This window comes from Candidatus Thiodiazotropha sp. AKIB8 (genome assembly GCF_058244675.1).
In genome coordinates, this window is record NZ_JBSYOO010000015.1 from 38397 (window position 1) to 51167 (window position 12771).

The 12771-nt window shown below is 52.8% G+C and carries 9 protein-coding genes; all 9 read right to left on the bottom strand.

The features are described from left to right. Positions 1 to 52: 52 nt before the first annotated feature. Positions 53 to 619 (bottom strand): elongation factor P-like protein EfpL, encoded by a 567-nt coding sequence (gene efpL / locus AC4IFB_RS02585; protein ID WP_490775204.1) that lies wholly within the window; start codon positions 617 to 619, stop codon positions 53 to 55. Positions 620 to 945: 326 nt separating this feature from the next. Further along, positions 946 to 2124 carry a 2-methylaconitate cis-trans isomerase PrpF gene (gene prpF / locus AC4IFB_RS02590; RefSeq protein ID WP_490779309.1) on the bottom strand — a complete coding sequence of 393 codons (1179 nt, stop codon included), beginning with the start codon at positions 2122 to 2124 and terminating at the stop codon, positions 946 to 948. Next, entirely contained in the window at positions 2102 to 2569 is a 468-nt protein-coding gene (locus tag AC4IFB_RS02595) for an endonuclease domain-containing protein (protein ID WP_490779310.1), read from the bottom strand. The genes prpF and AC4IFB_RS02595 overlap by 23 nt, the downstream gene beginning before the upstream one ends. Positions 2570 to 2856: 287 nt before the next feature. After that, positions 2857 to 5448: a Fe/S-dependent 2-methylisocitrate dehydratase AcnD gene (gene acnD / locus AC4IFB_RS02600; RefSeq protein ID WP_490779311.1), complete on the bottom strand. Its 2592-nt coding sequence runs from the start codon at positions 5446 to 5448 to the stop codon at positions 2857 to 2859. Between the two features lie 187 nt (positions 5449 to 5635). Further along, complete coding sequence (prpC, locus tag AC4IFB_RS02605) at positions 5636 to 6790, bottom strand: bifunctional 2-methylcitrate synthase/citrate synthase (protein ID WP_490775195.1); 1155 nt, start codon at positions 6788 to 6790, stop codon at positions 5636 to 5638. Continuing rightward, positions 6790 to 7680 carry a methylisocitrate lyase gene (gene prpB / locus AC4IFB_RS02610; RefSeq protein ID WP_490775194.1) on the bottom strand — a complete coding sequence of 297 codons (891 nt, stop codon included), beginning with the start codon at positions 7678 to 7680 and terminating at the stop codon, positions 6790 to 6792. Before prpB ends, prpC begins: the two co-directional genes overlap by 1 nt. 334 nt (positions 7681 to 8014) lie before the next feature. Then, the gene (locus AC4IFB_RS02615) at positions 8015 to 8704 is read right to left on the bottom strand and encodes a GntR family transcriptional regulator (RefSeq protein ID WP_490775193.1); all 690 of its coding nucleotides are present in this window, start codon (positions 8702 to 8704) and stop codon (positions 8015 to 8017) included. Between the two features lie 156 nt (positions 8705 to 8860). Then, entirely contained in the window at positions 8861 to 10798 is a 1938-nt protein-coding gene (locus tag AC4IFB_RS02620) for a propionyl-CoA synthetase (protein WP_490779312.1), read from the bottom strand. A 276-nt stretch (positions 10799 to 11074) separates the two neighbouring features. Further along, positions 11075 to 12730, bottom strand: coding sequence for a HAMP domain-containing methyl-accepting chemotaxis protein (locus tag AC4IFB_RS02625; protein ID WP_490779313.1), 1656 nt, complete (start codon positions 12728 to 12730; stop codon positions 11075 to 11077). Positions 12731 to 12771 lie beyond the last annotated feature (41 nt).

A 12771-nucleotide genomic window follows, 5' to 3' on the forward strand; every position in this document is an offset into this window, starting at 1 on the left:
ACGGTTATCATTAATTTAGGCGGTTAACTGCCCGGTCTGGGCTGAAGGAGTGTTAAGCTCGTGACATGAATTTTCCTGTACTGGTGTTGATCTTGATGGTTTCACCTGGTTCCAGGTATTCAGGTACTTGAATTTCGAGTCCTGTAGCCAGGGTTGCCGGTTTGTTACGTCCTGTAGCGGTAGCACCCTTGATGCCGGGTGCAGTATCAACGATATCCATGTTGACCGTGGGTGGCAATTCGATGGCCATTAATGCACCGTCCACCAAAAGAGCGGTTATTCCTTCCAGGCCATCGGTTATATAGGGGATCTCATCCTCCAGCTCATTTTCATTCAGACTGTATTGGCTGTAGTCATCCAGGTTCATGAAGACATAATCCTCCCCGTCCTTGTATGAGTATTGAACTGCCGTGCGCAAACAGTCAGCCTCTTTCAGCATGTCGTCGCCTTTATAGGATTCATCCAGTTTCTGGCCAGTTTTCAGGTTGGTAAAGCGAATCTTGTAGAGGGTTGAGGCGCCACGGGAGGATGGGCTTTTAGCATCGACATTTTTAACGGCATGGGGTATGCCATTGATCTCTATAACGACGCCTTTTTTTAAGTCACAGGCTTTTGGCACAGGTGATATCCTTTGAAAGTATCAGGGTTGGGTATAACTGGGGATAAGTATATCCGTTAGAGTTAGCGAGGCGAAATGTTAAGCATGAGTTTTGTTACGCTATTGGTTATATCAAGCTGAAATCTGGAGTTAGTTTGTTGGGTAATCATAAGTGAGATGACATAGGGTGCGCCCCTGCCGTACCCTAAGGTTGTGGCGTCATTAGGTGGTTCTGCAGGAGCGCAACTATATTAATTAGATTTATTCCTGGCAGCTCTGGCTATGTGATGGATTGATGGGATCAACGAGATCTACATGCAGACTGCACTGGATCATGGTCATGTCGACTAGAAGGCGTCACCCGGTATACGTACCCAACCCTCCATCAGGATGCGGGCGCTACGGCTCATCACCACTTTCTCTACGATCCAGTTGCCCTCTTGCTGAGATGCTGCCGCCCCGACTTTTAAAGTGCCGGAGGGGTGCCCGAAGGTAACCGATTCCCGCTCTCCGCCACCTGCAGCGAGATTGACCAGAGTGCCTGGGATTGCTGCTGCCGTACCAATGGCAACGGCGGCTGTTCCCATCATTGCGTGATGAAGTTTGCCCATTGAGAGGGCACGCACGTTGAGGTCGATGGCGCTTGCTTTGATCTCTTTACCGCTTGAGGCGGCATAGCCGCCAGGTGGTGCGACAAAAGCCACTTTGGGAGTGTGTTGTCGCTTGGCTGCCTCTTCCAATTTTTCAATCAGCCCCATCTTGATTGCTCCATAGGCTCGAATGGTTTCGAAGCGCTCCAGCGCAGCTGGATCACCGTTGATAACTTCCTGAAGCTCTGTGCCGCTGTAGCCAATCTCACCTGCATTGAGAAAGATGGTTGGTATGCCAGCATTGATCATGGTGGCTTTGAATGTGCCGATTCCGGGGACTTCCAGATCCTCCACCAGGTTGCCGGTGGGGAACATGGCTTCGGAGGGATCGACCGGACTCATGAATTCTATCTTTACTTCTGCAGCTGGAAAGGTAACACCATCGAGTTCGAAATCACCGGTCTCCTGTACCTGACCATCAGTAATGGGTACATGGGCGACTATGGTTTTTTTAATGTTCTTTTGCCAGATACGCACAACCGCGATGCCGTTGTCGGGGATACGATCCTTCTCAACCAGTCCACTGGCGATGGCAAAAGAGCCTACCGCTGCAGTGAGATTGCCGCAGTTGCCGCTCCAGTCGACGAAGGCTTTTTCGATGGCAACCTGGCCGAAGAGGTAGTCCACGTCGTGATCCGGCTTTTCACTTTTTGACAGGATGACTGTTTTGCTGGTACTGGAGGTAGCCCCTCCCATACCGTCGGTCTGTTTGCCATAAGGATCCGGGCTGCCAATGACTCTTAACAGTAGTTTGTCTCGGGCTTCGCCGGGTACCTGGGCTGCCTCAGGCAGCTCTTGCAGATTGAAGAAGACGCCCTTGCTGGTGCCGCCTCGCATATAGGTGGCAGGGATTTTAATTTGTGGTGCGTGAGCCATTGCTAAACCTTATGTCGATAGAGTTACTGTTGATCTCTTCGTTTTCATCTTCTGTGTGGGAATCTATATCCACCATAAGCCTCCTGCCTGGTTTTCCCTCTCTCCCGCATGGGGAGAGGGGGGGTATGGCGGAGAAAATTGTGGTAAGGACGGATTCGGTTTGATTCATGATTTCATGGTTCCAGAAGCGTAGCAGTTGAAAACCCTGCTGGCGTAGCCAGGTGTCGCGCCGGTGATCTTTAGTGCTTTCATTGTGCTGGCCCCCATCGCATTCGATAATCAAACGGGCACCAAAATGGACGAAATCCACCACGTAAGGCCCAATGGGTTGTTGGCGACGGAATTTCTGACCGGAGAGTCGATGGGCTCGTAGCTGTTTCCATATGAGCCGCTCGGCGTCGGTCATGTTTTTGCGTAGTCCTTTTGCGAAGTTTCGTTGATCCATGTTGTTCTTCCTTGATCTGGTTTTTCCTTTGGTTGGAAGGGAGGTTTTCTCCCCCTCTCCCCCAGCCCCTCTCCCGCAAGGGGAGAGGGGAGTTGGTATGGAGAAATGGTGTATATCCCTGCACATTATCCATGAGGTGTCCCTTTTTCTCATTGTAGGATAAGAGTATTGATGGGAAAGAATGCTGCATCTCCTTGCACGCTATGCATGAGGTATTCCCCTCTCCCCTTGCGGGAGAGGGGTTAGGGGAGAGGGGGAGAAAACGGCCACACAGGGTGTGATCAACATCAAACTGTTCCCGACTGCAGAAAGTCCTGAGCAAATCGCTGCAGCACACCACCTGCACCGTAGACCGATACTTCTTCTGCGGTATCGAGGCGGCAGGTGACTGGAATCTCGAGGCGCTCGCCATTGCGCCGCTGCATCACTACAGTCAGGTCGGCCCTTGGGGTCGGTTCACCGATAACATCAAATGTCTCCGTACCGTCAATCGAGTAGGTCAGGCGGTCATCTCCCGCCTTGAACTCCAACGGCAACACGCCCATGCCCACCAGGTTGGTGCGGTGGATACGTTCGAAGCCTTCGGCCAGAATCGCTTCCACGCCAGCCAGACGAACTCCTTTCGCAGCCCAGTCTCTGGAGGAGCCTTGACCGTAGTCGGCGCCGGCTACGATGATCAGCGGCTGTTTGCGGGACATATAGGTTTCGATGGCTTCCCACATGCGCATTGGCTCACCCTCGGGTTCAAGACGGGCCAGTGAACCCTGGATGACCTCGTTTTGATCATCTCTGCACATCTCATTGAGCAGTTTGGGATTGGCAAAAGTGGCCCGTTGCGCTGTCAAGTGGTCTCCGCGATGGGTGGCGTAGGAGTTGAAGTCCTCTTCCGGTAGCCCCATTTTTTCCAGATACTCCCCCGCTGCACTACTGGAAAGGATGGCGTTGGATGGGGATAGGTGGTCGGTGGTGATGTTGTCACCCAGAACTGCCAGTGGACGCATACCACTGAGACTACGCTCTCCTGCCAGTGCCCCTTCCCAGTAAGGAGGGCGGCGTATGTAGGTGCTTTGAGGTCGCCAATCATAGAGGGGGCTCTCAGCCTGCTCCCGCTCACCCAGGTCGAACATGGGTTGGTAGATCTGTATGAACTGCTCCGGTTTTACCGACTGACTGACAATGGTGTCGATCTCTTCATCGCTGGGCCAGATATCGTTAAGGGTGATCGGGTTACCCTGTTTGTCGTGGCCAAGTGCATCCTTCTCTATATTGAAGCGCATGGTACCGGCAATAGCGTAGGCCACAACCAGGGGAGGGGAGGCGAGGAACGCCTGTTTTGCATAGGGGTGAATCCGACCATCAAAGTTTCGGTTGCCGGAGAGCACCGCTGTTGCGTAGAGATCACGGTCGATTATCTCTTGCTGGATTTTTGGGTCGAGGGCGCCACTCATGCCATTACAGGTGGTGCAGGCATAAGCGACAATACCAAAGCCGAGTTGCTCCAGTTCCGTCAGCAGTCCTGAGGCTTCCAGGTAGAGTTTTGCCACTTTTGAGCCGGGGGCGAAAGAGGATTTGACCCAGGGCTTGCGAACCAGGCCCAGTTCGTTGGCCTTACGCGCCAGCAGTCCTGCCGCAACGACATTGCGGGGGTTGGAGGTGTTGGTACAGCTGGTGATCGCAGCGATGATTACGGCGCCGTCCGGCATCACTCCAGCTCTCTCCTCCCAGGTGCCGGCAATACCTCGCTCAGCCAGGGCTGAGGTTGGCAGACGGCGATGGGGGTTGGATGGCCCGGCCATGTTGCGTTCTACTGTGGAGAGATCGAATTCAATTACCCGTTCATACTCCACTTCCTGTAGTGCATCGCTCCAGAGGCCTGTTGTCTTGGCATAGTTTTCAACCAGCGCCACCTGTTCTGCCTCACGGCCAGTCAGCTTCAGATAGGAGAGGGTCTGCTGGTCGATGTAGAAGAGGCCTGCAGAAGCACCGAACTCAGGGGTCATGTTTGAGATGGTGGCCCGATCACCAATGGTGAGGCTCTCGGTACCCTCACCAAAGAATTCAAGATAAGCAGAGACTACCCGTTGCTGACGCAGAAACTCGGTTAGCGCCAAAACAATATCTGTTGCAGTAATACCCGGCTGCCGTTGTCCGCTCAGTTTAACACCGACGATCTCAGGCAGGCGCATCATTGAAGCCCTGCCCAGCATGACATTCTCAGCCTCTAATCCGCCAACGCCGATGGCAATCACACCGAGTGCATCAACATGAGGCGTATGGCTGTCAGTGCCAACGCAGGTGTCGGGGAAGGCTACACCGTCCCGTGTCTGGATGACAGGTGACATCTTCTCAAGATTGATCTGATGCATGATGCCGTTACCGGCGGGAATCACATCGACATTGTCGAAAGCGGTTTTACACCATTCGATAAAGTGAAATCGATCCTCGTTACGGCGATCTTCGATGGCGCGGTTTTTTTCGAAGGCCTCCGGGTCTGACCCCGCATGTTCAACTGCCAGTGAGTGGTCGACAATAAGTTGTGTCGGCACCACTGGATTGACCTTGGCTGGATCACCACCCTTGTCGGCAATCGCATCCCGCAGGCCGGCCAGGTCGACCAGTGCTGTCTGGCCGAGGATATCGTGGCAGACTACCCGTGCCGGGTACCAGGGAAAATCCAGATCACGCTTGCGTTGTATGAGTTGCTTCAGGGCATCTGTCAGCAGGTCATGATCACATCGACGTACCAGCTGTTCCGCAAGCACCCTTGAAGTGTAGGGGAGCAGTTCGTATGCGCCGGGTTGGATTGCATTTACTGCCTCGCGGGTATCGAAATAGTCAAGTTCGCTGCCTGGTAGGGGTTTGCGGTAATCGGTGTTCATAATGATATTTTCTCTTAAACCAAGCGGTAGTTTGGTGGGGTACGGCCCCACCCTACATTATGGATTACGCGGTGGAGGAGCAGAGTCTCACCCTACACTCCGGTCTCACGGTAGGGTGGGGCCATGCCCCACCACGGCGGGTTAGTGGTCAGTCAGAGTCATTCGACTCGAATAGCCTCTAGCTGTGCTATCCGCGCTCTTCAATAGATACGAACTTACGATTCTCCGGGCCGGTATAGTTAGCGGAAGGTCGGATAATCTTGCCGTCTTCGCGTTGCTCGATCACATGCGCACCCCAGCCACTGACACGAGAGATGACAAACAGGGGCGTGAACATATCGGTGGGTACACCCATCTGGTTATAGGAGACTGCAGAGAACCAATCCAGATTGGGGAACATCTTCTTGATCTCCCACATCACGGCTTCCAATCTGTCAGCAACACTGAACATGGTCATGTTGCCTGCCTCTTCAGAGAGACTTTTTGCTACACCCTTGATTACCTCGTTGCGAGGGTCTCCTACTGTGTAGACCGGATGACCGAAACCGATCACGATCTCTTTACGCCCAACACGCTCGCGAATATCCGCTTCTGCCTCATCAGCAGTGTGGTAACGACTCTGGATGCGGAAGGCCTCCTCGTTGGCGCCGCCGTGCTTTGGGCCGCGCAGAGCGCCGATGGCGCCGGTGATGGCGGAGTACATATCGGAGTTGGTGCCGGCGATGACACGAGCGGCGAAGGTGGAGGCATTGAACTCATGCTCTGCATAGAGCACCAGCGAAGTGTGCATTGCACGAACCCAGCTCTGCTTAGGCTTCTCCCCGTGCAGAAGATGGAGAAAATGGCCACCGATGGAGTCATCATCGGTTTCTACCTCAATGCGTTTACCGTTGAACGCATAGTGATACCAGTAGAGCAGGGCAGACCCAAAGCTGGCCATCAGTTTGTCGATGATCTGGCGTGCCTCAGCGGCTGGATGACTCTCCTTCTCAGGTATGCAGCTACCCATTATCGAGCAGGCAGTACGCATCACATCCATCGGATGTGCAGAAGCGGGAATTGCCTCCAGTGCCTGCTTCAATGCCTGGGGCAGGCCTCGCATCGACTTTAGTTTGGCCTTGTAGGCAGCTAGTTCTGATGGGGTTGGCAGGGTACCGTGAATCAATAGATAGGCGATCTCTTCGAACTCTGCCTTTTCGGCGAAGTCGAGAATGTCGTAACCACGATAGTGCAGGTCATTTCCGGTACGTCCAACAGTACAGATGGCGGTGTTGCCTGCTGCAGTGCCGGAGAGTGCGACAGACTTCTTGGCCTTGGGGAGTATTTGATTGGGCTCGCTCATTAGGCGTTCTCCTCTGATACGAAAAGTTGATCTAACTTCTGTTCGAAATCGTGATAACCGAGATAATCGTAGAGATCAGCCCGACTCTGCATGGTGTCTACAACGTTCTTCTGAGTACCCTCTTTACGAAGGGTCTGATAGACATTAAGCGCAGCGGCGTTAGCCGCCCGAAAAGCACTCAAGGGATAGAGCGCGATACTGACACCTGCTCCAGCAAGCTCCTCAACTGTGAAGAGTGGTGTGGAGCCAAATTCAGTGATGTTAGCCAATACCGGTACCTTCACCGCATCGACAAATTCCCGATATTGGGAGAGTTCAGTCATAGCCTCGGGGAAGATCATATCGGCCCCGGCTTCGACACAGGCGCAGGCCCGGTCGATAGCGGACTGCATGCCCTCAACAGCAAGCGCATCGGTGCGCGCCATGACTACGAAGTCGTCGTCCAGTTTGGCATCCACTGCAGCCTTGATACGGTCGACCATTTCAGTCTGGGAAACAATGGCCTTGTTGGGACGATGCCCACAACGCTTCTGCTGCACCTGGTCCTCCAGATGGACTGCGGCAGCACCAAACTTGTTCATGTCTCGGATGGTCCGGGCGATATTGAACGCTCCTCCCCAGCCGGTATCAATGTCGACTAAAACCGGCAACTCAGTGACTTCGGTTATACGACGCAGATCGGTGAGGACATCTTCCAAAGTGGTAATGCCGAGATCAGGAATGCCGCAGGAACCGGCGGCGACACCACCACCTGAGATGTAGAGAGAGCGATACCCTGAGGCCTCAGCGAGGCGGGCGTGGTAGGCATTGATCGCACCCACGCACTGCAGAGGTTTCTCCTGTTCAATGGCGGCCCTGAATTGGGCGCCAGGGTTCTGGTGTTGGGTCATTTCATATCCTCAAATTGATAAAAATGGTTTTGAGCGTTTTTAGTGTTCGCTATGCTCACTGTTCATTCGATCCCCTCACCCCGGCCCTCTCCCTGTGGGAAAGGGGATCTACTTAATAAAATTGGGCGCAAGTGGCCTTATTTGCTATTTCCCTAATCTCAAATGTGGCGATTCAGCCGATTCAAGATTTCCCGCTCCCCTAGGAGAGGGCAGGGTGAGGGGATAAAAAGCAAAAAAATTCATACTCTCTTCTGGCACGGTGCGGCATGCCGCACCCGACATTTGGTATTTGTTCGTAGGGTGCGGCCCTGCCGCACCATTACCCACTCATTACTCATAACTGTTCCAGAAAGACTGCCTCCACATTCCTGCGGGAAGAGCGGATATGCTGTCGCATCAACAGCTCAGCCATCTCAGCATCCCGGGCGGTGATGGCATTGATCAGGTAGTGATGCTCCTCATAGGCCTGTTGGGAGCGTTTGCTGCGCATGCCGAACTGATATCGGTACATGCGTAGCAGGTGGTAGAGGTCGTTGCATAACAGGGCGATCAGCTGATTGTTTTTACTGCCTTGAACAATGCGGTAGTGGAAGTCGAGATCCCCCTGTTTCTGGAAGTAGGCCTGGCCACGCTGTTCGGCTATCTGTTCACCATGCTGCTGCAGCAGGGTTTGCAACTCCTCGATCTCCATCTCTGTCATATTTTGTGCTGCCAGGCGGGCTGCCATGCCCTCCAATGCCTCTCGAAGTTGGAATATTTCGATCAGCTGCTCATACGAGAGGGTGACAACCCGTGCGCCCAGGTTAGGCTTGCGCTCGACCAGCTTTCGGGCCTCCAGTCTGGCGATGGCCTCTCTCAGGGAGCCTCGACTGACGCCATGCTGGCGGGCCAGTTCAGGCTCACTGATCTTGCTGCCCTGGGGTATCTCCCCCTCGACGATAGCTCTCTGCAGGGCATCGAAAAGGCGATCTGTGAGGGTGATATTGATCGTATCAGCACCGTTTGTAGTCGATTGGTTTTGCATATGATTGCTCAAAGTGTCGACATAATAAGCTTATATATCTAAATAATGCCTAATATATAGACTATTATTTTAAATGTGTCGACACATTTTGTTTAAAAAAGTCTATGGAGTGATAATTGAGCATGAGAATTTTCAGGCCCTCACGCCCAAATAAGGCTATTTGCCATAACCCATCTGCTGAAGAGATGAGGAGATTTCATCGAGGATTGCCGGGTCATCAATGGTCGCTGGCATTTTCCACTCATTCCCATCCGCAATCTTGACCATAGTGCCGCGCAGGATCTTTCCGGATCGGGTTTTTGGAAGACGATTGACGATTGAGATATGTTTGAAGGCTGCTACAGGCCCAATCTGATTGCGTACCAGTTTCACCAGTTCGCTGCACAGCTCATCCACAGGGCGATCCACACCGGTTTTCAAAACCACAAGACCGAGGGGTAGCTGACCCTTTAGCTGGTCGGCAACACCGATTACAGCACACTCCGCCACATCACTATGGCTGGCCAATACCTCCTCCATCTGACCGGTGGAGAGACGATGACCGGCAACATTGATGACATCGTCGGTTCGGCTCATGATCCAGAGATAGCCATCTTCATCTTTATAACCAGCATCGCCAGTCAGATAGTAGCCGGAGTGTGCCCGCAGATAGGCATCCACGAAACGCTGTTCGTTGTTCCACAGCGTTGGCAGGCAAGCGGGGGGAAGGGGCTGCTTGATAACAATGTCGCCCATCTCGCCATCAGGCTTCTCTTGACCCTGTTCGTCAAGAATTCGCACATCATAACCAACCATTGCGACGGTCGGTGAGCCCGCTTTTACAGGTAGTGGCTCAATCCCCATGGGATTGGCTGCAATGGCCCAGCCGGTTTCGGTCTGCCACCAGTGATCGATGACCGGTTTTTCCAGCATCGTCTCAGCCCAGTGCAGGGTATCCGGATCACAACGTTCACCTGCAAGATAGAGTGTATCCATACAGCTGAGATCGTACTTGGACATGTAGGCGCCCTGAGGGTCTTCCTTTTTTATGGCGCGAAAAGCGGTGGGTGCAGTAAACAGGACTTTCACCTTGTATTCACTGATCACCCGCCAGAATGCCCCTGGATCGGGGGTTCCGACCGGTTTTCCCTCATAGATTACAGTGGTGCAACCCGCTAGCAGAGGCGCATAGACAATATAGCTGTGGCCAACCACCCATCCGACATCAGAAGCAGCCCAATAGACATCCCCTGGGTCGACGTTGTAGATGTTTTTCATAGACCAGAGCAGCGCAGCGGCATGTCCTCCGTTGTCTCTGACCACCCCTTTGGGTTGGCCCGTGGTACCGGAGGTGTAGAGGATATAGAGTGGATCGGTTGCCGCAACCGGGACGCAATTCGCCGGCTCTGCCTGGGCTAATGCTTGATCCCAATCAGAATCCCGCCCATCTTGCAGTTCTGCGGTCAGTTGAGGTCTCTGCTTGATGATGCAGGCATCCGGTTTATGCTGTGAAAGCTCGATCGCTTCATCCAGTAGAGGCTTGTAGGCCACCACGCGACTGGGTTCGATGCCGCAGGAGGCAGAAAGCACCATTTTTGGTTTCGAGTCGTCGATTCTTGTGGCCAGCTCTTTGGCTGCAAATCCACCAAACACCACTGAGTGTATTGCACCGATCCGGGCGCAGGCGAGCATTGCGATGGCGGCTTCAGGAATCATCGGCATATAGACGATAACCCGGTCACCTTTTTCTACGCCCCGGGCGGTTAGTGCCCCAGCCAGTCTGGCTACACGCTCGCGTAGTTCGTAGTAGGTGAAGGTTTGCTTCTGATCGGTAACAGGGCTGTCGTAGATCAATGCCAGCCGATCGCCATTGCCCGCATCGATATGTCGATCCAGGGCATTGAAGCAGGTATTGAGCTGACCGCCGACAAACCAGCGGGGTGAGGGTTGGGCGCTCTCATCCAGAACCTTGTCCCAAGGCTTATCCCAATGCAGTCCCTGGGCAACATCACCCCAGAAGGCTTGTGGGTCATCCAAGGAGTGTTTATAGATCTCAGCATATTTGGACATGTGACGGGTTCCTCTGGTGTCTGTTTGTCGATTATATGTCGACATAATTTGGTAATAACTGCCTCAAGGTCTCTAATATATAGCCAATGAATTGAAATATGTCGACACTTTGTGCCTAATACCGCTAAATTTATATGGATAAATCTGCTTTTTGAGTGGTAGAAGATCAGAGGTAAGGATCAACAGGGCTGTTGATGGCATGAACAGTTATGGGGATCTGCTGTGAGGCGGGCATAAGCAGGGCGACATGGTAGCGCCTGCCCGAGACACTGATGAGGGGATGCTCTGATCGAATGGATTCGATCAGAGCATCGGTTCAGTCTATACCTTGAAACGGTCGACCAGAGTCTTGAGTTGATCTGCCAACCTGGCCAGTTCATCGCTGGCCAGAGCGGTCTGTTGAGCACCTGATGCAGATTGTTCAGTCACAGAGTTGATACTGAGAATGCTGCGGTTAATCTCCTCGGTAACCGAACTCTGCTCTTCAGCAGCACTGGCTATCTGGGTATTCATTTCAGAGATGCGAGTCACTGCAGTGTTGATTTTCTGCAAAGCCTCTCCAGCTGATGCCGCCTGTTCAACACCGGTTTGAGTCATCTCCTTGCCATTTGACATAACCTTTACTGCATTGTCAGCGCCATGCTGGAGTTTACTGATCATCTCCTCGATCTCTTGAGTCGAGTCCTGGGTGCGTCCGGCCAGGGTTCTAACCTCATCAGCCACAACAGCAAATCCACGACCCTGCTCTCCGGCTCGTGCAGCCTCTATTGCAGCGTTGAGAGCCAGCAGGTTGGTCTGCTCGGCAATGCTTTTGATGACATCCAGGACACTTCCGATATTGCGGCTTTCATGCTCAAGTTCCTGAATTACTGTTGCCGCTTGTTCCACCTCTTTCGCCAGGTCGCCAATGCCTTCGATGACTTGATCGATGACCTCTCTGCCCTCGACAAAGGTGCTGTCTGCCTCTTTTGCTGCAGTTGCTGCATCGACCGCATTATGCGCCACTTCGTGTACGGTGGCACTCATCTGATTGATCGCCGTTGCAACCTGACTGGTTTCGGTCAGCTGCTTGTTGATGCCTTCAGTGGTCTGATTTGTGACTGAGGAGGTCTCTTCTGCCGCCGAGGCCAGTTGCACCACTGAGTCCTTGACCTGGTTCATGGCATCATGGAATTTCTCTGCCATTTGGTTGAATGAGACAGCGATGTGTCCGATCTCGTCTTTGCTGCTGTAGTCTATCCGGGCGTTCAACTCTCCATCCGCGAGCTGTTTCGCGGTCTTCTCAACCACACTGACGCCTCTGGAGATGCCGCTGATGGTGATGTAGGCCAGTGTCATACTGATCAATGCACCCAATACCAGGCTGGTAGTGATTAGGGTTATCATGCTGTGGTAAGACTGATCCGTCTCAGTGAAAGCGAGTTCAGCTTGATGCTCAACCGAGTCCAGTAGTTTTTTGGTTGTCACATTGATTTTATGCAGGGATGGATTGATGACCTTCAATAACACTTCATTGGCTTTATGGTATTCCCCCCCTTCAAGTAACTTAGTGGTGGCTTTCAGTCCTTCACTCTCATAGCGCTTTAGTTCTCTATTGAACTCATCGGCCAGTTGTTTTTCCTCACTTGTCAGGTGAGAAGCCATGAATTCCGCCCAGTGCTCGTCGACGGATTCTATACTGTCATGAACTTGCTGGATGTGCTTGGATGGTGGGTGGTCATGCATGGCCGCGAAGGGTGAGCTGGGGTCATGCTGCAGTGACAGCAGAAGTTGTGCTCGACTGTCTTCGAGTTTTTCAAGAATTGTTGACAACACATGCATATGTTCCATATCGGTGTGATATAGCTCATCGATTGCATGGTCAGCCTGCTGCATACCCCTGAGTCCCAATAGTCCTACAAATAGCGAAACGAAGAGCAAAATGCCCACAAGAATATAGAGTCGTAGTTTGATGGGTAGGTTATTTAGAAATGACATCGAGATCACCAGAAATTGAGTGTTAAACTGAACAGCCATTC